Origin of the sequence: Ancylomarina euxina (assembly GCF_003863355.1) — a bacterium.
GTDB lineage: Bacteria > Bacteroidota > Bacteroidia > Bacteroidales > Marinifilaceae > Ancylomarina > Ancylomarina euxinus.
In genome coordinates, this window is the sequence record NZ_QQWG01000019.1 from 36,517 (window position 1) to 60,959 (window position 24,443).

Annotated in this window: 23 protein-coding genes; 18 read left to right on the forward strand and 5 right to left on the reverse strand. The window is 35.2% G+C overall.

The window, feature by feature from the left end; all coding sequences use genetic code 11:
* Nucleotides 1-9: 9 nt before the first annotated feature.
* The 4 genes from DWB61_RS14830 to DWB61_RS14845 all read right to left on the reverse strand — a co-directional run bounded on the left by DWB61_RS14830 (nt 10) and on the right by DWB61_RS14845 (nt 4,751).
* On the reverse strand, nt 10-432 hold the full coding sequence (locus tag DWB61_RS14830; RefSeq protein WP_125031699.1) for a lipocalin-like domain-containing protein: 423 nt from the start codon (nt 430-432) through the stop codon (nt 10-12).
* 47 nt (nt 433-479) lie between these two features.
* A complete protein-coding gene (locus tag DWB61_RS14835; protein ID WP_125031700.1) occupies nt 480-1,313 on the reverse strand; it encodes a hypothetical protein in 834 nt (277 codons plus the stop codon).
* A gap of 289 nt (nt 1,314-1,602) precedes the next feature.
* Nucleotides 1,603-4,035: an ABC transporter permease gene (locus tag DWB61_RS14840; RefSeq protein ID WP_125031701.1), complete on the reverse strand. Its 2,433-nt coding sequence runs from the start codon at nt 4,033-4,035 to the stop codon at nt 1,603-1,605.
* A 17-nt stretch (nt 4,036-4,052) separates the two neighbouring features.
* Nucleotides 4,053-4,751, reverse strand: coding sequence for an ABC transporter ATP-binding protein (locus tag DWB61_RS14845; protein WP_125031702.1), 699 nt, complete (start codon nt 4,749-4,751; stop codon nt 4,053-4,055).
* 266 nt (nt 4,752-5,017) lie between these two features.
* On the opposite strand from DWB61_RS14845, the gene DWB61_RS14850 reads away from it, so the two are divergent.
* From DWB61_RS14850 to DWB61_RS14860, 3 genes are all read left to right on the forward strand, one after another.
* A complete protein-coding gene (locus tag DWB61_RS14850; RefSeq protein WP_125031703.1) occupies nt 5,018-6,382 on the forward strand; it encodes a sigma-54-dependent transcriptional regulator in 1,365 nt (454 codons plus the stop codon).
* Nucleotides 6,383-6,440: 58 nt separating this feature from the next.
* Nucleotides 6,441-7,718, forward strand: coding sequence for a sensor histidine kinase (locus DWB61_RS14855; protein WP_158614439.1), 1,278 nt, complete (start codon nt 6,441-6,443; stop codon nt 7,716-7,718).
* Nucleotides 7,719-9,054: 1,336 nt separating this feature from the next.
* The gene (locus DWB61_RS14860) at nt 9,055-10,335 is read left to right on the forward strand and encodes a hypothetical protein (RefSeq protein ID WP_125031705.1); all 1,281 of its coding nucleotides are present in this window, start codon (nt 9,055-9,057) and stop codon (nt 10,333-10,335) included.
* A gap of 152 nt (nt 10,336-10,487) precedes the next feature.
* Here the strand turns inward: DWB61_RS14860 and DWB61_RS14865 are convergent, their stop codons facing one another.
* Entirely contained in the window at nt 10,488-11,231 is a 744-nt protein-coding gene (locus DWB61_RS14865) for a slipin family protein (RefSeq protein WP_125031706.1), read from the reverse strand.
* 1,832 nt (nt 11,232-13,063) lie between these two features.
* Here DWB61_RS14865 and DWB61_RS14870 point away from each other — a divergent pair.
* The 15 genes from DWB61_RS14870 (at nt 13,064) to DWB61_RS14940 (ending at nt 24,438) form a co-directional block, all read left to right on the forward strand.
* Nucleotides 13,064-13,738 (forward strand): DUF5041 domain-containing protein, encoded by a 675-nt coding sequence (locus tag DWB61_RS14870; protein WP_125031707.1) that lies wholly within the window; start codon nt 13,064-13,066, stop codon nt 13,736-13,738.
* A 90-nt stretch (nt 13,739-13,828) separates the two neighbouring features.
* Nucleotides 13,829-14,647, forward strand: coding sequence for a tetratricopeptide repeat protein (locus DWB61_RS14875; RefSeq protein WP_158614440.1), 819 nt, complete (start codon nt 13,829-13,831; stop codon nt 14,645-14,647).
* 100 nt (nt 14,648-14,747) lie between these two features.
* Nucleotides 14,748-14,936, forward strand: a complete 189-nt coding sequence (locus DWB61_RS14880; protein WP_125031709.1) for a hypothetical protein — start codon at nt 14,748-14,750, stop codon at nt 14,934-14,936.
* 36 nt (nt 14,937-14,972) lie between these two features.
* Nucleotides 14,973-15,173, forward strand: a complete 201-nt coding sequence (locus DWB61_RS14885) for a hypothetical protein (RefSeq protein WP_125031710.1) — start codon at nt 14,973-14,975, stop codon at nt 15,171-15,173.
* A 61-nt stretch (nt 15,174-15,234) separates the two neighbouring features.
* On the forward strand, nt 15,235-15,684 hold the full coding sequence (locus tag DWB61_RS14890) for a hypothetical protein (protein WP_125031711.1): 450 nt from the start codon (nt 15,235-15,237) through the stop codon (nt 15,682-15,684).
* 49 nt (nt 15,685-15,733) lie between these two features.
* On the forward strand, nt 15,734-16,720 hold the full coding sequence (locus DWB61_RS14895) for a Gfo/Idh/MocA family protein (protein ID WP_125031712.1): 987 nt from the start codon (nt 15,734-15,736) through the stop codon (nt 16,718-16,720).
* Nucleotides 16,721-16,904: 184 nt separating this feature from the next.
* Nucleotides 16,905-17,597, forward strand: a complete 693-nt coding sequence (locus DWB61_RS14900) for a hypothetical protein (protein ID WP_125031713.1) — start codon at nt 16,905-16,907, stop codon at nt 17,595-17,597.
* Nucleotides 17,598-17,834: 237 nt separating this feature from the next.
* The gene (locus DWB61_RS14905) at nt 17,835-18,560 is read left to right on the forward strand and encodes a TlpA family protein disulfide reductase (protein ID WP_125031714.1); all 726 of its coding nucleotides are present in this window, start codon (nt 17,835-17,837) and stop codon (nt 18,558-18,560) included.
* A gap of 40 nt (nt 18,561-18,600) precedes the next feature.
* Entirely contained in the window at nt 18,601-19,101 is a 501-nt protein-coding gene (locus DWB61_RS14910) for a CPBP family intramembrane glutamic endopeptidase (protein WP_158614441.1), read from the forward strand.
* Nucleotides 19,102-19,128: 27 nt separating this feature from the next.
* Nucleotides 19,129-20,559, forward strand: a complete 1,431-nt coding sequence (locus DWB61_RS14915; RefSeq protein ID WP_125031716.1) for an alpha/beta hydrolase family protein — start codon at nt 19,129-19,131, stop codon at nt 20,557-20,559.
* Between the two features lie 78 nt (nt 20,560-20,637).
* A complete protein-coding gene (locus DWB61_RS14920) occupies nt 20,638-20,913 on the forward strand; it encodes a DUF4884 domain-containing protein (RefSeq protein WP_125031717.1) in 276 nt (91 codons plus the stop codon).
* 76 nt (nt 20,914-20,989) lie between these two features.
* Nucleotides 20,990-21,718: a hypothetical protein gene (locus DWB61_RS14925; protein ID WP_125031718.1), complete on the forward strand. Its 729-nt coding sequence runs from the start codon at nt 20,990-20,992 to the stop codon at nt 21,716-21,718.
* A 57-nt stretch (nt 21,719-21,775) separates the two neighbouring features.
* A complete protein-coding gene (locus DWB61_RS14930; protein ID WP_125031719.1) occupies nt 21,776-22,246 on the forward strand; it encodes a GNAT family N-acetyltransferase in 471 nt (156 codons plus the stop codon).
* 444 nt (nt 22,247-22,690) lie between these two features.
* Complete coding sequence (locus tag DWB61_RS14935) at nt 22,691-23,290, forward strand: ubiquitin family protein (RefSeq protein WP_125031720.1); 600 nt, start codon at nt 22,691-22,693, stop codon at nt 23,288-23,290.
* Nucleotides 23,291-23,634: 344 nt separating this feature from the next.
* Nucleotides 23,635-24,438 carry a Cof-type HAD-IIB family hydrolase gene (locus tag DWB61_RS14940; RefSeq protein WP_125031721.1) on the forward strand — a complete coding sequence of 268 codons (804 nt, stop codon included), beginning with the start codon at nt 23,635-23,637 and terminating at the stop codon, nt 24,436-24,438.
* The last annotated feature ends 5 nt before the right edge of the window (nt 24,439-24,443 follow it).

Below are 24,443 nucleotides of genomic sequence, written 5' to 3' on the forward strand. Positions count from 1 at the left end.
AAGGATTAATCATTTGATTCTTTTATAAGTAAAGCTAACAAAGCCATTGTTAAGCTTCAGACTATTTTTTCCTATTAACTCAATACTGTAAGTTTCATCGTCAACAGAGGAGGAGTGATTACCTATGCTCTTGGCTGTAAGAATGAGCTGTCCATTTTTAAAAACCCATTTCTGATACAAAAGGGTATGCATATTTATTGAACTAGCAGAACCATCTTTGTTTAGTCTAAAGCCTTGAACTTCGCTTTCATTTCCGGGGATAGGTTCTATCCATGAACCCACGAATAGTCCCTTGTCGTCTTCAGATAGACTACTTCCTTCTATATAGATATCATCCTGTAAGATATTGAACTTGAATATGCCTGTAAAAGCAATTAATATAAAAAGAGAAATGATGCCAAGGCATGTGCGTATAAGAAATTTAGATTTCATAAGATCATTTATTAAGCTTAAGTGAAAGTCACTCTATTTTTTTAAGTTTAAAAACTAAATGCCATTCCCAATTGAAAATGGTTGTTATTACCCATTTGTCGTGAACTGAAATCGCTCAATAAAACCCGGTCTAAACTCATACCAACATCTTGGACAGTTCCCCAAATGTGTAGTCCTTTGTAAGAAATATTTAGACCAGCAAATCCTCTTAAGGCTATAAGTTCATTGAGTCTAAATCCAAATCCAAACTGAGGTGTCAGCTGCCATGATTCTCCCATTTTAATAGCAAATTCAGTATAGGGATAAAAACTTAGGTTTGAAAAATCGTGTGTGGTGTTGATTCCAGAATTAATGGCGTCACCATTCTCAATATTTTCCAGTTGTCTTAGTTTATCTTTAAAGCGGGTGTAGTCACCGCGCTCTATATGCCAGCTACTCTGCAGACCAATAACACGCCAGTGAGTCTTGCTGCTAAGGGGAATATTATAAGCCACTTTTGCTCGTACACCTCCTCCATAATAGGAATGGTCACCATTTAAGTCTTCAAATTTGCTGGGTAGGTTTTTAACTTGGTAGTTGCCTAAAAAACCAAAAGCGCCAATGGCATAGGTAAGGTGTTCTTCTGATACAGCATAATGGTACGAAAGTTCTGCAGATTCATTTTTCTCATTCTCATAATAGTTGACATCCTGATTGTACTTGCCCCCAAAATAGTTTCGTGAAACGCTTTCTTCATCTTCAGCCATGGGACTTTGCATATGGGTATATATTCCGCCAGCCAAACCATCACCGTAGTAAGTTCTGCAAGATGAAATAAAAAGAATACTGCTACAAATGCAAAATTGCATAATGAGTTTTAAGCCTTTGGTTTTTCTTATCATTCAGTAAGATTAAAAGTCTACTTTTTAGTCTATTTAATAATAACAATCTTTATTGAGAATACCCTACCTCTGCTACCTGTTATTTTTTCAAAATTGATTAGTTTCTTTATGCAGTTCCCCAGATCGTTTTTAATTTAGCTATCAAGTATTGCCCTGGTCCTTATTTTTCAAGACGAGAGGAATCGCATAAGTTTTGATGATTGATGTGCTATTGCATCATATTTTATAAAAGAGGACTTCCCTCTACGGAAAGTCCTCTTTCGTTAATGCTTGTGAAATGTATTGTAGGCTATTCGTATTTTAAAGCCTCCACCGGGTTTTGAGTGGCAGCTTTCCAGGTTTGCCAGCTTACGGTTAGTATGGCAATGATTAATGCTAGCACTCCAGATATCGCAAATATCCACCAGCTTAACTCAATACGATATGCAAAATTGCGAAGCCAGTCCCTTGCGATATAATAAGCAATGGGGCAGGCAATAAGAAAGGCCACAACGACCCATTGTGTATATTCTCTTATTAATAACATTAGAATTTCAAGTGAAGTGGAACCATTGGCTTTTCGAATACCAATTTCTTTCGTTTTGTGTTGAATACTGAATGAAGACAAGGCAAACATACCTAGAATAGATAGAATAATCGATAGAATAGAGAATAAGGTTAAGGCTCGCATCTCTTTGTATTGATTGAAATAGATTTGCTCATACAAATCATCAACAAACTCATATTTGATAGGATGATCTGGTGCCAGAGTATGCCATTCCTTTGTTAATACCTGAAGGGCTTCTGCTTTTCTGTTTGGATCTATTTTAGCAATAAACGTACTGTTGAACATCTTTTTAGCTGCCAAAACCATTGGCTTTTCTATTGAAAACATATCGCCATAGTGTAAATCATCAATCACACCAATAACTTGACCTTTTTTGAACAGTTTAGGTGCCATAAAGTTGAATTGGAAAGATTTGCCAATGGCATCCTGTGGATTCTTTATACCGAGCACCTTTAGGGCTGACTTGTTTAGAATGTAATTTTCCTGAAAGTCTGGATGTTCCTTATTGTATTGTTCTAATTTTTCTAGAACTTGATCACTATTGGGATTATATTTACTGATTTTAATAGCAATATTTTCCCATGACATTGATGAGGTGATACCCATATCCAATGATCCTGCCAATGGCTTAATATTAAATAGTTTGAAGAAATCTGCTTCGATCGAAAACATATTAAGTTTCTTTTCTACAGATTTATCAATGCCTTCCATTTCTATTGGATAAGAATAAGGCATATTAAGTCCTGGTTTATAGAAAGCTGCACTAATATTTCGAATTTCGGGATGTTTTAAACAAGATTCCTTTAGAATTTCATATTTCTGAATCATATGATAAGGTACATCTGGCATAATAACAATAGATGACTTTTCATTTCCAGGATGCAGATCATTAACCAAATCGATTTGTTTGTGTAATACAATAGTGGTGATAATAGCTGCTATGGAAAGCATAAATTGGAAAAGTAGAGAGGCTACGAATTTCTTTGATCCTTGATAGGGAGAACGAGCTAGATCTTTGGATACTTTAGTTGTGACTAAAGGTAGAAGAGACGATAAAGCAAAGACCAAGTAAAAAACGAGTGCGATCCAAAGGGTATTGAAAACTGAGATATTCAATTGAAAAGCTGATCCGCTTAAAGCATCGAAATTGTAGGCTATAAGTCCACCTAAAAGAATGGCAAAACTGATAGGGATAAGTGATCGGGTGATTATGATCCTTGATAAATCAGAATAAGACGCCCCATTGATCATGTGGATTTTGAAATCCTTAAGATCAGTAATGAACTGCACGTAGTTCAAATTCGTGAAATTGATAAAGGCAATCAGAAAAACAATTAAGGCACCTACAATCAATATAATCAGAGAACTCATACTTCCATTAACATCCATTTCATCAGTATTATGACTGTATAAGTGAATATCTCTTAAAGGCATGAGTTGAGATATTGGCTCAGGTTCTCCTTCTTTCGTATTCTTTTTCCAATGTGCATTAATTAGCTTCTTAAGAGAAGTCAAGTTGCTCTCTTTTTCTAATAAGAGATAAGCGAAGGTGTGATACTCGTTTATATCTTCATTATTATTAATAGAAAATAGCAGTTCAGCATTAAAGTGTGAATTGTCGGGGAAATTTTCCATAACACCTGCAACGGTATAGCTACCCGATTTGGCATAGATATATTGAACAGCGATTTTAATCTCCTTACCAAGTGCCTCTTCCGTTCCAAAGTAAGCTAAAGCTATCTTTTTACTAATGACGACCTGATTGGGTTTATTAAATAAGCTTTCTCTGTTTCCTTTTATTAATTTGAAGTCGAATACCTCAAAGAATTGTTTGTTTGTAAAAAAGAGTTGATTGTTTGAGAAATTGTTTTTCTCGGCCGTAATAATTGTATTCTCGGGATGAATAAGACGAACGACTTCTTTAATTTGAGGAAATTTATCGTAAAGAGGCACAATTAAATTACCTTCAATACCCGAAACTGGAGGTCGTCCTTCTGATTGCTGATCTTCAATATTAATACGATAAATATTATCCGCATTTGAGTGAAACCTATCGTATGAGAGTTCTTTTTGGGCGTGGGTGAATATGATAAGGACAACAGCAAAAGCAAGCCCTATACCTAGGGTATTGATGCCGTACCATTTTTTGTTCTTTATAATTTGATTTAATATCATGGGTTTGTGGTCTTAACTTAGTAATTAATTGTAGCGAATTCTTTGGCGGTTTTCTCTGTCATCACTTCACCATCAAACAGGCGAATAACGCGGTGTGCAAATTCAGCATCGCGCTCAGAGTGCGTTACCATCACAATCGTCATGCCTTCGCTATTGAGCTCGCTTAGCAAATTCATTACTTCCAATCCTGTTTTAGAATCCAGATTACCCGTTGGCTCATCGGCAAGTAGAAGTTTGGGTTTTGCTGATACAGCTCGGGCTATGGCTACACGTTGTTGCTGTCCACCCGATAGTTGTTGCGGGTAATGGTGTTTTCTGTGCCCAATCTTCATACGATCCAGAACTTCTAAAACTCTGGCTTTTCTATCACTCTTGCCAATGTTAAGATAGGTGAGAGGTAATTCCACATTACGAAAAACGTTGAGCTCATCGATTAGGTTAAAGCTTTGAAATACAAAATTAATATTGCCTTTACGAATGGCATTGCGTTGGCTTTCCTTTTGATTACCGACTTCCTGATCGTTAAAATAATAATCGCCAGATGTAGGTGAGTCGAGCATGCCTAATATATTGAGTAGGCTCGATTTGCCACAACCTGATGGCCCCATGATGGCTACAAATTCACCTTCTTTTATTTCAAGATTTATTTGATTGAGTGCGGTCGTCTCAACTTCTTCGGTTTGGAATCTTTTGCTTAGGTTTTCAATTTTTATCATGCCAATAAATTTTGTGTTACGATTGTTTTATTGAATTAGTACAGATCAAGCTTTTTATCTTGATTTCATCTTTATGTTACAAATCAATTGTTCAATCGCTATGCCATAAGACTCTAGATCTAGATAATCAGATGTTTGTCGTCTTAGATCGCTGAGTCTGTGCTGTTAGATTGTAAAATATAAAAAAATGACTGTAAGAAAACTTTACACTATGTTGACTAGTCTGCTTCTTATTTTTACATTTGAAGAGCTAAAGTTATAAAATTATGTCTACTGGTAAAATCTTAGTTGTTGACGATCAAAAATCGGTCTTGGTGGCCTTACAACTCCTGCTTCAGGATGAATTTGAGGAGGTGATCACACTTTCTAATCCGAATTGTTTATTGAGTACCCTCGAGAATCACTCTATTGATGTGGTGGTATTGGATATGAACTTCTCGGCAGGAGTAAATACAGGTAATGAAGGTATTTATTGGTTGAAAAAAATATTGGAGTACGATTCCAAACTCAGTATCATTCTACTGACTGCCTATGGTGATGTGGAATTAGCTGTAAAAGCCATCAAGATGGGAGCAGTTGACTTTGTTTTAAAACCCTGGGACAATCGAAAGCTAATCACGACCATCAAAACAGCCATTCAGTTGCGGAGGTCCAAACAAAAGATTGATCGGCTTGAGGGGGAAAAGCAGACTTTGACTCAGGTTCTGAATCAGAGCGAAACGCAAATGATTGGCCGATCAAAGGCCATGCTCAATTTAAACAGGATCATACAAAAAGTAGCGGCTACCGATGTGAATGTTCTCATATTGGGAGAGAATGGAACGGGTAAGGAGTTGATTGCACGAGAAATTCATGCGCAGTCGGCAAGGCGAAATGCAGTGCTGATAAGTGTTGACATGGGAGCTGTTTCCGAATCCTTATTCGAAAGTGAACTCTTTGGCCATGCCAAAGGCGCTTTTACCGATGCCAGGGCCGATAAGTTTGGGCGTTTCGAATTGGCTTCGGGTGGCACTTTGTTTCTCGATGAGATTGGCAACCTGTCTTTAGCCATGCAAGCTAAGCTGCTATCTGTTTTGCAAACCCGTCAACTAATTCGTTTGGGAGATAATCAAATCAGAGAAATCGATATTCGTTTGGTTTGTGCAACCAACCGAGACTTAATACAAATGGTTGCCGATGGCGAATTTCGGGAAGATTTACTTTATCGCATCAATACCATTCATATTGATGTGCCGCCTTTGCGCCAACGAGGAGAGGATATCGTTGTTTTGGCTGAATTTTATCTACGTAAGTATGCTCAGAAATACAATAAGACTAAACTGAGCTTTTCGTCAAAAACTCTGGATAAGTTGATGCAATATGCCTGGCCAGGAAATGTGAGAGAATTGAAGCATACCCTAGAGAAGGCGGTGATACTGACTGATAATGATAAACTGATGGCTGATGAGTTCCTTTTTCATCAAGCTGCGAAAGGGAGAGCGGGATATAAGCCAGCCAGTTTGGCTGATATGGAAAAGGAAATGATTGCTTTGGCTTTAGAGCATCATTCAGGTAATATGAGTCGTATTGCAAATGAACTGGGTGTGACCCGCCCGACACTCTATAATAAACTGAAGAAGTATGATTTATAAGAAACTCTTTGTCAAATTAATTTTGAGACTCAGTCTCATAGTTCTTCTTTCTGTTTCGATGGCTTGGATATTTTGGATGAGTCTATACCCATTCCTGGCTCTTGTTCCCTCGGCACTGATTCTATATTTAGTTTATGCTTTGATTCACGACCTGAATTCAACGAATCGCTTACTCAGTCAATTTTTTCTGGCAGTTAAAAATGACGAAACAGCACTAAACTTGCAACATACAGATGAAGGGAAATCTTTTAATGACTTGCGTGATAGTATGCAGGCTGTGAATCAGATCATCAAGAATTTGCGTGTAAAATACCAGCAAAAGGAGATTGTGAGCGATGCTATTATCGAGAACGCAGCTGTGGGTATCCTCAGTTTTAATTCTCAGGGCATGGTTGAGCATATTAATAAAAAAGGAAGAGAATTGCTAGGTGTACATCATTTGGTGAGTATAAAAGCCCTGCTTAAAACAGATCCAAATTTGGTTGAGCTCTTTCATAGCATCAAAGCGGGAGAGAGCCGGGTACTGAAAATCTCCGTGAATCAAAAATCCTTACATCTGCTTATTTCTTGCACCCGTATTAAGCTTAATACGGACAATTGGAAACTGCTTTCCTTCTCAGATATTAAAAATGAGATGGATACCACAGAGCTGGAGTCCTGGCAGCGATTAATATCGGTTTTGACTCACGAGATTATGAACTCTATTGCACCCTTAACTTCCCTTTCGGAGACTTTGGCTCGAACTTATGCTCAGATTGATGCTCAATCGATTATTGGAGAGAAAAATCTGTCTAAAACCCGACTCGGTTTACAAGTGATTCAGGAGCAAGGAGAGGGTTTGATGCATTTTGTCGATAACTACCGTCAATTAAGTCGAATTCCAAAACCGAATCTTAAACCGATGAGGATAAAGCATCTGTTTGAGCATGTCAAAGCTTTGCTTGCTTTGGATGAAGACAGGCGTATTCAATATCATTTTTCTATTCAGACCGATGATCTATTTATTGAGGCCGATGAAAAGCTCCTGGTTCAGGTTTTGGTTAATCTGATTCAGAATGCTCAACATGCCATTAGCGATAAGGGAATCATACAGGTGATTGCCTGTAGAGCCCGTGAGGAACAAACCCTGATTAGGGTCATCGATAATGGTATGGGAATCAAAGCTGAAGATATCAAGAATATTTTTGTGCCCTTTTTCACTACCCGGGAGAATGGTTCTGGTATTGGACTCAGTGTTACGCGTCAGATTATCTGTCTGCATCATGCTAAAATCTCAATGGAATCGGTTTATGGGGAAGGTTCGCAAGTAGAGCTTCGTTTTTCGGCCTATAAATAAAGAGCCTATATTTTTTTAGACGCAGATCTGTTAAGATGAAATATGATTGAAGCTAAGTAGTCATTATTGATGAATAATTGGATGAATAAAATGATTTCCCGCAGATTGTGCGGATGATCGCAGAAATAAAATAAATAGTTCGATATTGATTTAAAATATCAGGCCATACAAGCCCTGAAAGGGTGAAATAATTTATCGCAAAACACAATAAGTAAGTTTGGTTATTCCTTTTTGTAGTTGTAATATTTAAAATAAGCGAAAAAAAAGATCTTCAGGACGCAACCTTTTCGCTATTCTATTGTCTAAGATAAAAACGTAATAAGTTTTTACTATTTTAATGGGGTTAAAATAGGTGGGTGTGGTCGATAGGCTGCACCTTTTTTTTTGAATTGATGTCGAATATAGTGGGTGAAGTTTGATTTGTTAGACAACACGGTTTCTTAGAGCTGTAATTGTTGAGTATTGATTTAAGAGATATTATAAACCAAATGGATGATTAGTAAAACTGGGAAGTTCCGAGCTTGCCGAGGAAATCACCCAGCTGCACTTATCATTCAGGCAGTTTAAAGATTGAGAAAATCGTGGTTCTTGAATTTTGGGTTCTTTTGTTTCAAGACAAAAGAACAAATAAAAAAAAGGCTGAAAAACGATTGACCAACCGAAAACAACAGAGCATCTTTTTCTTGTGTTTATTTGAGGATGTAACAATAACAAGAGGGATTTGTCGAACTGTAATATCATGAAAAAAAAGAACGCCCTGACGCAACCTTTGTGGCATTCTCTCATCATAAGTAAAGTTAAAAAAAGATTTGTATTTGCTTTTGTCCAAAATTAGCGAGACTTGTTTGAGTGAAACTTTGACACAGCTGTAATGTGAAAATGCCATTCTACTTACCTGTTAAGAGTTTTATTATCTATTTTAATTTGGGGTTAAAATAGGTAGGTGCAGTCATGAGACTGCACCTTTTTTTTATGCCCAAACTTCTTTCCTTAAGAGTAAAAAAAAATAAGAGATTTCATTCTGTAAATAAATTTGTTCGAGTCAATGCTCTCTTCGTATATAAGTTTTTTATGAAAATAATTTAATACGAATTTGCTTAACAAAAAAAGCGTGTGTGTAGAACTTAATAATTAACTTTGTCGTTGAATTGAATAAAGTCAAATTTCATTTGTGGAACTACCCTAAGCTACTTTTTATGTTAGTTTGTTAGATTCAGAATCAAGTGTAATGTATGCTTTAGTTGTTTGTTTCAATTTGTTATTAAGAATTATGTGGTTAATTAATAAAACAAATTTCAAAATGAAAAAGGGTATTTATGTTTTACTATCATTTATAATGATATGTCTCAACAGTTGTGATAGTGATTCTTCTGATATTAAATTAAAAGGAGAAAACACATCAATCTTTCTTGAAGAACTAGTTGTTAAGGAAAATCATGTTCAGTTAAAATGGAAAGCAAATAATGATAGTATTGCTTATTATAGAGTCATTAGAGCAGTCGGGGAAAAAGGAATTTATGATATAAATAATAATAGAACCAACATAACAGAAATTAATAGTAGTGACGAATTAAGCTATACTGATACGAATGTTCCTTATTCATCACGCGTAAGTTATGAAGTCCAGGGTATATTTTCTGAATCGGAGGATCAGTATTACATGAAAAATGTTTGGAGTAATGCCAGAGAATACGTGAGGGACATTCCTATGATTAATTTTCCATCAGATGATGTTATTTTTGTTACTGAACATGACCGTTTAATATTTATCAATAAAGCAGATGGGGAAATAAAATCCTATAATTATAAAACTAAAGAAGAAACAGATTTTGAATTAAATTCGGGAGTTGGGTTTTGTACATTAAATAAAAATGGTCAACGGTTTGAATTGCTTGTTCCAAGGAATGATGGTTGGTTGTTTATTTACGATGCGAATAGTTTTGACTTGATAGAGCAAATTAAGATCAGTCCATTTTCAGTTGTTTCAGCTGTCATAAAAGACGATCTCATATTTGCTAGTACAAACACCAGCGATGAGCCCGTAATCGTAATACGCAGAAGTACAAAAGAGATTGTTTCCAAGCTAACCTGGTATGGTGACGATGATAGAAGATTGCAAATTTTACCGAATACAAATACTGAACTATTTAGTGTTAATTCCGATGAAATTTCCTTTTATACTTATGATGCAAATGGTATTATGATCGATCGAAAGTATAAAGATCCTTGGGACAGTGAATATGCAACTTCAACGAATTTTACCATTATTCCAAATTCAAAGAAATTCATTACTGCACCATTGGGAAATATTTTTGATAACAGCATTGCCTATGTGAATGGATTACCTAGAGGGAATTTAAAATTCTCAGATTTTATTATAAATACGAGTGGTTCTCTTGTTTATGCGGCATGTAGTAATAATAAATCAATAGAAGTTTATGATTTGTCGACCTTTAGACATATAGAAACTTTAAAAACAAACGCTTACCCTTATCGAATCTTTTATAAGGATGGAGAAATTATTTCAGTTTCTAAACCTACAGTCGAGAATGACTATTATTACGATTCATCTCTTTCTGATTTAATTATTGAACGAATTGTTCATGAAATTAATTAGGTTCTTATTGGTGGATTAAGTCTTCAGGTATAATTAGTATTGGGGAGAAAGAATAAAGCTGTGGGAAATATACCACAGTTTTTTTTGCGATCGTCGTTGAGTGCTTGTTGTTATAGAATAACTTTTAAGCATATTAACAATTTTCTCGTCTTTTACTCATCTTTCTTAGTATTTCGTGGCAGTACTTCTTCTGGGAATGGGAACAGAATGGTTGAGTTCTTTTCAGCGGCAATATTGGCCAGAGTTTGGTAGAGTCTAAGTTTGATAGCTGAGGGTGATTTATCGATGAGCTTACCAGCAGCCAATAAGTTCTCAGCAGCCTGTTCTTCGGCAAGAGCAAGTATAACACGAGCACGACGGGAGCGTTCTGCTTCCGCCTGATTAGCCATCATACGTCTCATGTTTTCCGGCAATTGAATATCCTTAATCTTAACGTCGATAATGATAATACCCCATTCCTGGGTTTCTTTTTCGACAATGCGTTTGATATTTTTGCCCATCTCTTCACGTTTGGATAAGATGGTATCCAGTTCAACCTTACCACAAACATCTCTCAGGGCGGCTTGAGCCAGCTGCATTATGGCAAATTTATACTCTTCAACTTCTAATACGGCTTTCTCCGGATCGTCAATCTTAAAAAAGACAACCCCGTCGATACTACAAGGTACATTATCTTCTGTCATTACTTCCTGTGAATCGATATTGATGGTGATCACACGGATATCGACGATCTGTATGGTCTCGACCAATGGAATCACCCACCTGAAGCCAGGCTTTAGGGTCATAATGTATTTTCCGAAGCGGAACTTCAAAGCTCTTTTATATTCGAAAATGATTCGGATACCACTTAATAGGAAGATGATAAAACCAAGGCTGAAAAGGATCAAAGGATTCATAAGGCTTGTGTTTAAATAATTGATATTCATCTTGTAGAGTTTGTATGCTCTCTTGTAAATTTACGAAAAACAGAGAGGCTGGGCAAAATTAGTTTGGTTAGACGTTCTGGATATGGTCATTGATTATTTATTGAACAATACCATTAGAGTCGATACACCTATTCGATAATGGATATAGCTTTTATCTTTATTTGTGTTCAATGAAAGGGAAGGTGAAACATTTTATAAAAATAAAGATTCTTTGATCAGATTACTCTGAATGCCTTTAAATATCTGATAATCTATTGCTTTACGAACGTATCTGTTTTCATGACCAATGGCATGTATTTCAGTATTCATGTCTTGTTTATTTGGATTTTAGAGAAATAACTCTCTAAATTAGCTTTGCTGTTCGACCACAAGAACATCTTTTCTTACAAATTATAAGACTAAAAGGGAGTCTGTAAGTTAGGCTCTAAATACTTTTGAGACTTCTAAGTCAAAGTATTTCATATTTGCTGAATCTCTCTACACGATTAAGTTCGTTGATAGTAAATTCCTTTAAAATTCCATTCATATTACTTAAAATAATTTATTCAGGATGCTTTCGATTCTTTTTTAGAAGCCAGCATGTTGTACTACTACAAGTATTGAAACGAAATCAACAAATAGTGCAAAATTATATCAGAATGTACCAAATCCATGGAGCGATAATACGGTTATCAAGTATCACATTCCAGAAGAGTCCCAAGAAGCATTTATTCAATTAAGAAGTATAAATGGAAAGCTTATTAATAAGTTTAATATTAATTATAAAGGTGAAGGTCATGTTATGCTTTCGTCAAATTCACTTACAGAAGACTGTTACGTTTAAACACTGATTATTGACAATAGAATAATTGATAGCAAGAAATTTATTATTAGCAGATAAAATAACAAATGGGGCATGGGGTTGACTTATGTCTTCGTGGTTGAATGTTTATAAAAAGAGCAGGACTAAGCTGTGGTGGAAGAGCCACAGCTTTTTTATTGCAACTCCAAGTTTATTCTATACTAACAGTTTCCCCTCCTTAACGAGGAGGGGTGGCTTGCGAAGCAAGACGGGGTAGTGCATACGCTTCTTTTATTATCCCATATAACTATTCATAATTATATAGATCTATTATATTTTATGTATGTTAGTTGCTTTACTATGGTTTAATTTATTGTTTTCTAGTTGTTTTTCATAAATTTGGTAGGCTTGAATTACAATGTTTGCCTTTATTTTATTTGTATGTGTGAGTAAATGCAATTGATAAATTTAATGGCAGTGTAAGTTAAGTGGTTGAAAGACCGGTTTGTAGCTGCTGTTATGCAAAGGCAACGTAATATTAAACTATGAGATTAGAATAAAGAATAAGAGTGAAATAGTAATCAGGTATTTTTGATTTTGAACTAGGGATTTTTCGAATACTGTATACAGATTTAAGCCTCAATTTAAATAATGAAATTCCTCATCGAATTGCTCTCATTATTTAATCTATGAATTTTATGATAGAGGTACTGCTAATCATATTTAAAAATGAATTCGAATTTATCAATAATTACAATGTTCATGTGCGTTTTTGCCTCCAGTGATCCTTCGGTCTAGGTTCGGTCAAGGTTCGATGTAGGTTCGTGTAAGGGATTTTCAGTTTAAGTGTACATAATAAAAAGGCCTGGGTGAGTCATTTAATATCACAAATCATTCATCTAAAAAACTCCAGCAAGCCTATTAAAATAGAACTTGTTGAAAAGATAAATTTATGACTTAGAAACAGCTTCGAAATTAATAATCGTAAACAACTAAGTTTAGTTTGATAATATTATAAACGATGAAAAAAACACTCTTAATTTTTTGTTTCATTAGCATATTCGCAATTGGTACTATGTCACAAGTGTATGAGCCTGATAGGAGATCTCAATTGGAGAGGAATGATGATTATTGTGAGTATATGCCGGAGAAACTGACGAAGTTGGATCTGATCCAGGCTCTGGAAGTTGCTGGTGTGAGAATAAATATATTCGACTTGGGGGATTTTGATAAGACCTATAAGCTGACGATCAGCTTGGATGAATATGTGGATTCAAAACGGCTTACTACCGATATTATTTTTAGGGGTGACAATGAAACCACTTATTATAAAGAGAATGACGAGCGCTACTTTATTGACTACATCAAGCAGATTAAGATATTCTCGAAGGAGAGTGATGAGAGCCTTTTGTTGCATATCAAGACCTTGAGTTATGATCTTAAAAGGAAGATCACATTTAAGCTGAAGAATGAAGAGCAATATTATAGTTTGAAAGCCTATGCTAACACAAAATGGGAACTCAATAAAAAAATTCCCCTATTGGTATATGCCTCATCATGGGAACGGGATGGTTCTGAAATAATCTGCGGCTCTCTTTTATTAGAAGAAAATGAAAAAGGGACCGATAGGATTCTAAGCTCTTCACCTCATTACTTTATCGTCTCTTATGAAGTCAGAGAGATTAATAATAACTAATCCATTCAAATTATATCGATACAAATGATAAGAACTTATACGTTACTCATTCTTTTTCTTCTTACATCAGCTTGTTTAAAGGCACAGAACTTGCGAGAAAAAATTGCCTATAATGCCTGTGAGCAACTGGATTCTATTCAGAAAGTAAAGGTTTTGAATGATAGTATTATTCGAAATAGTATAACTCACGCCCTCGCGAGAGTCATGACTGAAGGAACAGCCGAGGAGAAAAAAATAATTTGTACAGTTACGGGTATTCGACAGCTTTTAAAAGAAACTTTCGAGGTGATGCCATCTGCTTGTTACCCTGTCAGACGATTTTTAGTGGAAAAGAAGAGAACTGAATTTTATAAATTTTCAGATAATGAAAAAGCAAACCTTCATTTTGATGCAGGTAACGATTTTTTGAAATCACAAAATTATAAGAAGGCAATAAAAGCATTTAAATCGGCTATTAAGCTGGATAAATCCTTTGTTTATGCCATTGATCATTTAGCCGTAGCATATCGCAGACAAATGAATTTTAAGAAAGCGATAAAATATTACAAGCAGTCGCTAAGTATCTTTCCCGAAGGTGATGTTGCTCTATTAAATATTGCGGTGTCATATACATTTTTAATGGATAATAATAAAGCATTGGAATGCTATAATCAATTGATGTTTTTATATCCAAATGAAGCCGAAGGCTACTTTGGCTCAGCAAAAATACGCTTCAGGAATTCGGATTATAGTAAGGCCTTAGATCATTTGTTTATTGCCCACAGTATTTATGCCGATACCCATTCAGATTACATAAAGGATAGCACAAAACTATTTGAAATAATGTATGTACAACTAAAGGAAGAAAACAAACTGGATTTAGTTAAAGCAAAAGCTAAAGAGCATAACGTACAGATAAATGTAGAATAAACTACTGCTACAAAAAAATATCAATACTTAGCTGTTTGAGGCGGTTAAAGGTGAATATCAGAATGCTTACTAAAATTGAGAATTAAACCATAAACCAGCTATGACTAAAAGAAAAGCTCTCATTGTTTCAGCAGTTTTTATTGGATCAGCATTGTTGGTAGAAGTATTAAAAATGAATTACAAGGAGCTCCTTGATGGAGAATTCGTCGATTTTCTTTCGGGTGCTTTATTGGGCTCAGGAATAGGTCTCTTTCTTGGAAATATTTTAAGAAAAGAAAAAATATGTTAGAACAGAACTAATTAATATCACTTAAATATTAGAACTATGAGTAAAAGAAATAAAATTATTTTAGCCGGTTTATTGATTGTGTCTGCAATAACCATAGGTGTTTTAGAGGGACTTGGTTACGATTTAATAAGTCAACATTATGAAAGATTTATTCCAGGAGTTTTGTTTGGCGCGGGCTTTAGTCTTATTATTATAAGCCTGTTTAATAAAAACGATAGGATAGAAGAGAACCAATAAAATTGTCGATGCATATTCAAGAGAAGGATATGCACGACTCATTATTAAAATAGAAATAGTTATGAAAAAATTATTGATCCCTTTTTTTATGCTTACCCTTTTCTCGTTAAGCTCTTGTTGTTATGAAGAAGAATGTGGAGCCTGTTTTACGCCTCCAAACTATTTTGTATTCGAATTGGTCGATAGTGACACAGGAGAAAACCTATTTACGAATAGAACTTTCGATTCAGATGATATAGAAGTTTTAGATGCCTCAGACCATTCTATTGAATTTGCCTTTATAGAGGAAAATGACATCAATTTAATTGAAATAAACACGATTGGCTGGCAAACGGAAATTGTCAATTACAGAATCAATATAGGCTCCGAGAATATATTCGATCTGTATGTAGATGCTAAAAGATTAAGTGAAGACTGTTGCTCCTTTACGAGATACAATGAAATTGAAATCGGTAATACAGACTTTAGCTTGAGTGCTGAAACAGGGATTTATACTATTTTAGTTGATTAAGAAACAAATATTGGATTGTTGAATGAGTTGGTAAAAGCATTAAAGCCTTATGAAAAAGAAAATACGTTGGGGAATAATGGGCTTAGGCAAAATTGCAAACAAGTTTGCCAGTGATCTCCAGTTATCTAATGAGGCTGAACTTTATGCTGTGGCTTCGAGAAACCAAGAAAAGGCCATAGCCTTTGAAGAGAAGTTCCATTCACAAAAGCATTACGATTCTTATGAAGAGATGGCAAAGGATGAAGCGATTGATGTGATTTATATTGCAACACCACATAGCTTTCATTTTGAAAATACCATGCTTTGCCTGAAGAATAATAAGTCTGTATTATGTGAGAAGCCTATAGGCTTGGACTCTCATCAGGTGAGAGCTATGATAAAAGAAGCTAGATTGAGAAACCTGTTTCTAATGGAAGGTTTGTGGACCCGTTTTATACCCGCCACAGAGAAATTAATCGAGTTGCTTCAAAAGAAGTCGATTGGTGATCTTCAATACCTGCAAGCTGATTTTGGTTTCAAGGCCGATTTCGATCCTGAGAGCCGGGTCTTTAATAAATGTATGGGCGGTGGCTCCCTAATGGATATAGGTATCTATCCCATTTATTTAAGTCTGATTACTCTCGGTATCCCTACGCATCTGAATGCGATAGCCCGTATAACCAAAACAGGAGTTGATTCTTATTGTTCCATGCTCTTCGGCTATGAGAATGGTGAGAAAGCCATTTTGGAATCGTCAGTAGAAGCTGACACACCAACCACTGCTCATATTTATGGGAGTAAGGGTTATATCAAGATGCATAGCAGATTTCATCATAGCAAGAAAATATCTTTGTATCAGGACGATGAGTTGAAAGAGGTATTCGACTTAAAGTATCAGGGGCATGGTTATATCTACGAAATTGAAGAGGTCAACCGCTGTTTGAGAAACAAAATGATTGAAAGTCCAAAACTACCACATACACTCAGTTTAGATCTAATGGCAGTAATCGATCAGGTAAAGGCTAAAATTGGTTTGACATATTCGAGTCATAGCTAACTCATGCTAATTTGAAATTGAAAGAGCTCTAGTCTATACACGCTTTGTATATGTTTTTTTCTATTATTTTGTTTATCTTCAGTATGGAAATAGAGAAAAGAATTATGAATTAATCTCTTAATGCAAAAATTTAATTTTTGCTTAACATGACCAAAGAGAAGCTAAATACCTAAAAACGACTAGTATGAGACGACTTTATAAGCCTATAATGTTTTCTTTCTTATTAGCTCTTTCTAATGGGGGCTATTGTCAGTATGAATCGATACTCGAAGAGAGAATTGTAGGAAGAGTGCTCGATACACTTGAGGTCAATGAAAATAATACGGTAGTTCATACTTTATGGTTGAGTGATACCTTAAAAGTTGTTGTTCAGAACGAGCATCTTAAGTATGATTTTAAGAGCACGGAAAAGGGAGGCGAAAAACGCTCATTTAGTCTGACTGAGCGTAAAAACTATATCAAAGATTTAAAGACTTGGGGGCAAAATTGTTTTTCTTCTGCTCTAGAGCATTGTTTGGCTCGAAATGGCTTGGCTCAACAAGCCGTGTTTAACAAACGAACCTTAATTGGCTTGGAGACCTTCAGTCAGATTCTGAATCACTACTTTATAGAAGTAAAGGCCTTTAACACACTTTCCAAACAGAATTTTAAAACAAAAATGCCGGATAATGCTTTGCTTACTTTTTCGAGTCAAGCTGGTAAGCTCATTCATGCCGTCTATTTCACTGAGGGGCTTTATTATTCCAAGAGTGCTGGTTCTGAAGCGACGGAGTTTATAAACCTTAAGAATTTTATTAAAGAAAATTATAACGAAACCCAATTGATTAAAATATATCAATTCGATAAAGCCAGATTCGATTTGGCTTTAAATAAATAGAAATTGTTTCAGGTTAATATCATTATCGCTTAAGCGAAGCCCAATAGGCTTCGCTTTTTTGGTATGCTTTTGTGTCCTTCAACTATATAGATATATTCTATTTTATATCCGCTTTTTACTTTAATTTGTATGAATATATTGTTTGCTTTCTAATTTTCATAAATTTGGATGGATGTAAAATGCTATTAATAATAATAAGCCTGTCTAATCAAATAGAGAGATTATAAAACAAGAATTATGAAATATTTAATTATTATTCTATTGTTAACATTAACTACAGGTGTTTATGCACAGACAGAGTATTATACGACGGATGGTAAGAATAGGCTTTTGCAAGCTGATCTTGATAAAATAAGTACGAATCTGAAAACAAAATATTCTGAGGTACTGGATAAAGAAATGTTTGTAAATATTAAGATTAAGGAAACGGAGAGAAAGGGTGATTCTATCATCCATAAAATAAGCTTTGATATAACAGACAAGAAAACGACGGATAAATTCAAAAATAGTTTACTTGCTGATCTCAAAGGAAAGGAATTTTTAAAATTCAACTTAAGTTCTATAAATGGAGAAATGATTCGTTCCGAAAGTCTTAAAGGAAAACCGACTTTAATAAATTTCTGGTTCAAGGGCTGTGCGCCATGTATCGATGAAATGCCCATTCTAAATCAAATTTTTGAGACGTATAAGTCTGAGTATAATTTTATATCGATTACATACGAGACGAAAAAGGATGTCAACCTATTCCTAAAGAAACATGCATTCGAGTTTAAGCATTTAGTTAATGCCAGAGCCTTTATAGATGAGTTGGGTATTCAATCCTATCCCTTGAATTTGTTTATAGATAGTAAAGGCATTTTAAGATTTGTTGAGGGAGGCATACCCTATGAAGACGATGAAAAGGGCGGTATGCAAATGGGAAACGGACATCAATTTATTAAATTATTGAAATCCTTAGATTAATCTAAAAGAGAATTTAAGAATCATCTAAATGATCTTGACTATGTATCGATTTAAAAGAGTGTATATAAGTTGGACGAAACTCAATCCTTATAAGTTTATCCTCATTACAGGATTCGTAGCATTTCTGTCTAAATTATGGATTGTTCCTATATTATATCTATTTAGTATGGATGAAATAGGCGGAGTAGACTTTGATTTAAAGGGTGTCGTCGAATTGGTTTTTCTGGGAATAATATTTGCTCCCATCGTTGAAACATTTCTTTCTCAATATATTCCAATTGTTTTATTTCAAAAACTATTAAAAAGGAACGCTAATAGGGTTGGAATAGCAGTTTCGGTTATTTTATTTTCCTTATTGCACATAAACTACTCTATTGGATATGCTATTATGGTTGTACCGATTGGAGTCATTTTGGCATTAAGTTTCGTGATATTTGAGAAGAGAAAAGAATCGAGTTTCTGGATGACCACATTTCTTCATGCCTTTATAAATATGATTTCTTTAAGTTTTGTGATTATTGAAAAGTTGCTTGCATCCTAAATTGAATATTAAACTATCCTTATTAAAATGAAAAAATATATTTTCTTGGTTTTTATCATGCTATGTTTAGCAGGTTCTTCAAAAGTGTGGGCAGATAATGGTTCCACAAAATGGGAAGGCGCTTTATTGGTTCAAGGCTTCGAACTGAAGTTGGTTTTTAAATTCAATCAGGATACGTGTTTGCTTGGGGTCCCTGTTCAGGGAGTTGTGGATTATCCCTCATCAGAATGTCAGGTGATTGGCGATAGTATTCGTGTTTCCTATACGGGGATGTTGCAAGCTCAATTTGTTGGGGTGAAGCAAGCCGATACCCTTCTTGTTGGTAATTGGCTGCAATCGGGTAAAAGCTTTCCTTTGATCCTGAGAAGAAAGATCGAAAGTAAAAGACCGCAAAGCCCCAAGCTGCCTTTGCCCTATAAGCAAGAGGAAGTTTCCTATTTCAATCATGATAAAAGTATTCGTATTACTGGGACCTTAACGCTTCCAGAAAAAGGCAATAATCATCCGGTTGCGATTCTGATTTCAGGCAGTGGACAGCAAGATAGAGATGAAAGTATCATGGGGCATAAGCCCTTTTTGGTTATCGCTGATTATCTGACTCGACAAGGGATTGCCGTATTGCGAGTAGACGATAGAGGTGTAGGAGCTACAACGGGTATGGAATCATTGAAGAAAGCGACATCCTATGATTTTGCCTTGGATGTTGTTGCGGGTATTAAATACCTGCAGAGTAGAAGCGACATTGATCAGCAGAAAATTGGTCTGATTGGACACAGCGAAGGTGGCTTGATTGCTTCAATTATAGGTTCAAAACGAAATGATTTGGCCTTTATCGTATCCTTGGCTGGTGTAGGAGTTTCGGGAAATAGATTGATGAGCTCTCAAATAAAGACGGCATTAGTCAGAACATTGCCCACTAAATCAGTCGATAGTATTGTCTCTTTTGAAAAGAGAGCCATGAATATCATCATCCATCAAGAAGATGATCGATTGGCCGAGGTAAGTATTAGTCAGGCAATAATTGGTCCCTGGTTGGAAGGTCAGGACGCGTCCGTCAAAGAATATTTTGGAATGAAGACCGTAGATGGTTTTCAAACCCTTGACACAAAACCCATTTTAGCTCGTTATAAGATGATGATGATCCCCTGGTTTAGATACTTTATAGCTTATCAGCCTGATGAATTTCTACCGAAAGTGAAAGCACCTTTTTTAGTTCTGAACGGAGAAAAGGATACTCAGGTATTAGCAGATTTAAACACATTGGGTTTTAAACGAATTTTTGATGCTTGTGGAAAAACCAATTACAAAATCAAAACTTACCCAAATCTCAATCATTTCTTTCAGCATTGTGAAACCGGTTATATCGACGAGGTTGAGGCCATTGAAGAAACCATCTCAGAAGAGGTTTTGAATGATATGTCGGTTTGGATTGAGGAGCAGCTAGGTAAAAAGAATTAAGAGTGAACAATTCGTTTGATGTTGAGTGCTAATTTGTAAGAAATCTCAACCAGACTATTAAAAACTAAATAGAAAATTATGAAAACATTAGCCAAAAGTTTATTTTTTATCATTGTCTCATTTAATTTGACTTCTTGCATGGTACAGAAGCCAATCTCGGCAGCTGCACCAGAGAACAATAAGACCTATGAGATAGAATATTTATTTGAGCATGACGGTTGTAAAATGTATCGTTTTAAGGATGGTGCTTCCTATATCTATTTTTCCAACTGTAATAATGATGTGACTCATGTTGTTAACGATTCAGTACAAGTTAGAGTGATTGACAAATCAAAGGGGCAACTATCGAAATAATAATCGTGATAAACGATGGAGCCAATAAAATGTGATGACACATTCAGCTCTAAATTATCTTTGAATTTAATCATAAATGGAACGAAAACTTTTTACTGAGAAACAGATTAATACATCAACCTTTTTGGGTGGTCCGATACCATCGGGTCTATTAATTTGTAAAAACTATATGGTTATGGGTAAAGCCCGATCAGCTTACTTTACCATTCTATTCACGCTTCTTTTTACAGTCATTTTCTTTTATGGTTTAATGCAGGTTCCTGAAGCAATAATGGATAAGATACCCAATCTTGTATTTACGGCTTTTTATGCTCTTATTGCAGCTATCGTTTATAGGTTCTTGTTGCACAAGGATGTGACTCAAGCATTTGAAAATGGAGCCGATAAGGGATCGAACTGGACAGTTGCCGGGGCGACAGTTCTAGGGATGGTATTGAATGTGGGAATTATCTTCCTGTTGGCTTTAAGTCAGCCCTATTACGAATGTAATTATATTGATGTGAATGGGAACGAACTCTATTATGAACAAGCTGAAGTATCAATAGAATCCCTTGACAAACTGTCTGAACAATTGGTGAATTTGGGCTTTTTTGATCAAGACTATGGCAATATTGTCAAATTAGAAAAGATAAGTGATGCCTATCAGATTACCATACTCATTGATGAAAAGTATTGGTCTGATCGCGACTTAATAAACGATTTAGTGAGTTTTAAACTTTTTATGCAAGTGGAGTTTGGTCAAGAAACATTTCTTCAACTTGAGGCGGCATCTTTGTCTGGAAATGTGAAGCATAAGCATTTATAAATTGAATAAGGTTTAAAATTATAGGGTCTATACAATTAAGCTTAATAGATAATAAGGATGAAAAAAATGTTAGTATATAGAGATATTACATTTAAAGAAATTTTGCTTATCAAAGAACTTTGGGAACGAAACAGAGATTACCATCAACAAATTTCAAAATCATTCGGAAATCTTTATAAAGAACTGATATTTGAAGATAGAATGATTGGATTTGCTGGTCTGGATAAAGATAGAATTAAGATGACACTTGTAGAAGATGTCTTGAGTGATGAGTCTGTAGCTTATTGTATTTCAGTGCGGAATGAGATGTGTGGGGAAGTGCAAACCCTACATGTTATTGAAGAATACCGTGGGTGTGGAATAGGTAAGTCACTTATGCTTGATCATATGATGTGGTTTAAAAAGAATGATTGTAATGATGTTAAGCTTAACGTTTCTTGTGAAAATAAAAACACGATTGCTTTTTATGAGGCTTTGGGTTTTAGATCGAATACAATTGAAATGTGTCTCATGAGTCCAGAATCTTAAAGTGAAAAGACACCAGCGGATATCATCCTAAAAATGGAAGTTCAGATATAAAGTAGATAACTTTTAATAATTTATTAATGGACGAAATATAGAAACTCAAGCACCTTGATACTTTGACTTACTTACTTAATGGGCTTACAGAACCTAACGGGATACCTATTTATTACAAGCAATGAAGAAATAAAAACAGTTGAATATACGTTTGTGCCTGTTGATTGTATTTACGTATTGGTACTTGTATAAGTTTCATAAAGAAACCAATTGGGCTAGAATCCTTGTGATAACCGCATCAATTCTATCACTACTTAACCTGTTTGGTATATTTGTATAAGGCCCTTTACTCCAGTTTGTTTTGATTGTAGAAGCAGCCTTAGGTGCTTCTTTATTATATTGGTTGAGTACAGAATCCGTTAGAATATATTTCAGAACCAATAAGCTTTAGATATGAAAGAAGAAAAAGAAGAGAGTTTGCTTAAACAGATTTTACAATCTCCATCTTATTGTTATACAGACAATTACCCCAAACGTGATATGTGGAAAGAGATTGCCAAATTGTATCATGGGGAATTTAAGATCAAATTCAATTCAGGTTGTGAGCTAGAGATTCATCAAATAACGATCCCATATAAAAAATGGATCATCCATATTTCTGTTTCAGATACCAGACCTATGAAGTTTCAAATGGATTTTAAATCAAGATTGGATTTTGATTTGCTTCTTAGCTGGGAGGATTTTATTGAAAGGATTCTTAAGAAATTTGGAGAACCTGAAATTGAAATCGATTCCTATGACTTTGACAAGCGTTACTTGATCAAAAGTTCTAAGCCAGATCTTCTTAAAAGATTATTAACAAAAGAGATTCAAGAGGCCTTTTTAGAGAACAATATCTATTCTGTTGCCTATAAAACCAATTCTGAAACTCAAAAAGCTGAATGGTTGTCTGTTATTCAAAGGAAAGTGGGTGATAAAGACTTTATCATGGGATTAATCAATCTGCATATGCTTATTCTTGATAGCCTAAATGATTTGAAAATAATAAACTAATATCCGATATAAATACTTCTATACGAGAGATCAGTTAAAAGAAAGTCAAAGCATCAGTTGTGATTTTTTTAGTTTTAGAACATTTCTTATTCAATCAAACACCTACTTTATAGACTAAGCTTCGTAAAATAATCATGACTTACTCAAAGTTTTGAGCATTGCTTTTAATTCAGATGTATAAAACCTCTCATATTCATCTACGTTTTTGGGAGAAGTCGATAATTGTTATACTTTCGCAGGCTGAAAATAAAAGCTTAAAGCTTTGAAGAAAGCTTAATCTCACAGACTTATAAAGGTGATGATGGGATCAGCTTTTGTGACCATTAAAAATAAATTGGATATAGATGAAATATAAAATGCTAGTGCTTGATCTTGATGACACGCTTTTGCGTGATGATCACAGCATATCAGATAGAAATAAAGAGATGCTGATGAAAGCACAGGAGCAAGGTGTTTATGTTGTTTTGGCATCAGGACGTCCAACGCCTGCAATGCTTCAATATGCCGAGCAGCTTGATTTGAAAAAGTATGGCTCATATATCATCTCTTACAATGGGGCGGTTATCACGGATCTGACTAAGCAGGCAAATATTTTTGAGCAAAGCCTTTCCAAAGAGCAAATTCACAGTTTGCATGATTTTAGTATGGCGAATAATGTGGATATCATCACCTATACTTCGGATAGCATCATCAGTGAATCCTGCTCGGAATATATCGATGTAGAGATTGAGCTCACTCAGATGAAGTTTAATAAAGTGAAGTGCTTTAAAACTGCTGTAACCGAGTCAGCTGTAAAATGCCTCCTTTTACAGGAGCCAGAATACTTAAAAACAGTTGAAGCCAAATTGAAGAAAGAGAAACCCAATGAGAGTGTAGCCCTTTCGAAACCTTTCTTTTTGGAGGTTATGCCTCACGGGATTGATAAGGCGGCAAGCATTGCTCGTTTGGCGCAGAAGCTAGGCATTAGCCGCGAGGAGATTATCGCAGTAGGCAATGCGGGCAACGATTTAACAATGGTTGAATATGCTGGTTTGGGCGTTTGGGTGGATAATGTGACTCCTGAACTGCGTGATCGTGCTGATGTTATTGTGGCTTCCAATAATAATCATGGGGTTGCAGAGGTGGTCGAAAAATATATTATGAATTAACAGAA

Excerpts from the sequence above, each read along its gene's own strand:
- DWB61_RS14905 (WP_125031714.1), top strand. The coding sequence starts at position 17,835 with ATGAAATATTTAATTATTATTCTATTGTTAACATTAACTACAGGTGTT.
- DWB61_RS14840 (WP_125031701.1), bottom strand. The coding sequence starts at position 4,035 with ATGATATTAAATCAAATTATAAAGAACAAAAAATGGTACGGCATCAAT.
- DWB61_RS14935 (WP_125031720.1), top strand. The coding sequence starts at position 22,691 with ATGAAAGAAGAAAAAGAAGAGAGTTTGCTTAAACAGATTTTACAATCT.
- DWB61_RS14865 (WP_125031706.1), bottom strand. The coding sequence starts at position 11,231 with ATGAATCCTTTGATCCTTTTCAGCCTTGGTTTTATCATCTTCCTATTA.
- DWB61_RS14940 (WP_125031721.1), top strand. The coding sequence starts at position 23,635 with ATGAAATATAAAATGCTAGTGCTTGATCTTGATGACACGCTTTTGCGT.
- DWB61_RS14930 (WP_125031719.1), top strand. The coding sequence starts at position 21,776 with ATGAAAAAAATGTTAGTATATAGAGATATTACATTTAAAGAAATTTTG.
- DWB61_RS14830 (WP_125031699.1), bottom strand. The coding sequence starts at position 432 with ATGAAATCTAAATTTCTTATACGCACATGCCTTGGCATCATTTCTCTT.
- DWB61_RS14915 (WP_125031716.1), top strand. The coding sequence starts at position 19,129 with ATGAAAAAATATATTTTCTTGGTTTTTATCATGCTATGTTTAGCAGGT.
- DWB61_RS14925 (WP_125031718.1), top strand. The coding sequence starts at position 20,990 with ATGGAACGAAAACTTTTTACTGAGAAACAGATTAATACATCAACCTTT.
- DWB61_RS14900 (WP_125031713.1), top strand. The coding sequence starts at position 16,905 with ATGAGACGACTTTATAAGCCTATAATGTTTTCTTTCTTATTAGCTCTT.
- DWB61_RS14895 (WP_125031712.1), top strand. The coding sequence starts at position 15,734 with ATGAAAAAGAAAATACGTTGGGGAATAATGGGCTTAGGCAAAATTGCA.
- DWB61_RS14860 (WP_125031705.1), top strand. The coding sequence starts at position 9,055 with ATGATATGTCTCAACAGTTGTGATAGTGATTCTTCTGATATTAAATTA.
- DWB61_RS14920 (WP_125031717.1), top strand. The coding sequence starts at position 20,638 with ATGAAAACATTAGCCAAAAGTTTATTTTTTATCATTGTCTCATTTAAT.
- DWB61_RS14855 (WP_158614439.1), top strand. The coding sequence starts at position 6,441 with ATGGCTTGGATATTTTGGATGAGTCTATACCCATTCCTGGCTCTTGTT.
- DWB61_RS14885 (WP_125031710.1), top strand. The coding sequence starts at position 14,973 with ATGAGTAAAAGAAATAAAATTATTTTAGCCGGTTTATTGATTGTGTCT.
- DWB61_RS14880 (WP_125031709.1), top strand. The coding sequence starts at position 14,748 with ATGACTAAAAGAAAAGCTCTCATTGTTTCAGCAGTTTTTATTGGATCA.
- DWB61_RS14835 (WP_125031700.1), bottom strand. The coding sequence starts at position 1,313 with ATGATAAGAAAAACCAAAGGCTTAAAACTCATTATGCAATTTTGCATT.
- DWB61_RS14910 (WP_158614441.1), top strand. The coding sequence starts at position 18,601 with ATGTATCGATTTAAAAGAGTGTATATAAGTTGGACGAAACTCAATCCT.
- DWB61_RS14890 (WP_125031711.1), top strand. The coding sequence starts at position 15,235 with ATGAAAAAATTATTGATCCCTTTTTTTATGCTTACCCTTTTCTCGTTA.
- DWB61_RS14870 (WP_125031707.1), top strand. The coding sequence starts at position 13,064 with ATGAAAAAAACACTCTTAATTTTTTGTTTCATTAGCATATTCGCAATT.
- DWB61_RS14845 (WP_125031702.1), bottom strand. The coding sequence starts at position 4,751 with ATGATAAAAATTGAAAACCTAAGCAAAAGATTCCAAACCGAAGAAGTT.
- DWB61_RS14850 (WP_125031703.1), top strand. The coding sequence starts at position 5,018 with ATGTCTACTGGTAAAATCTTAGTTGTTGACGATCAAAAATCGGTCTTG.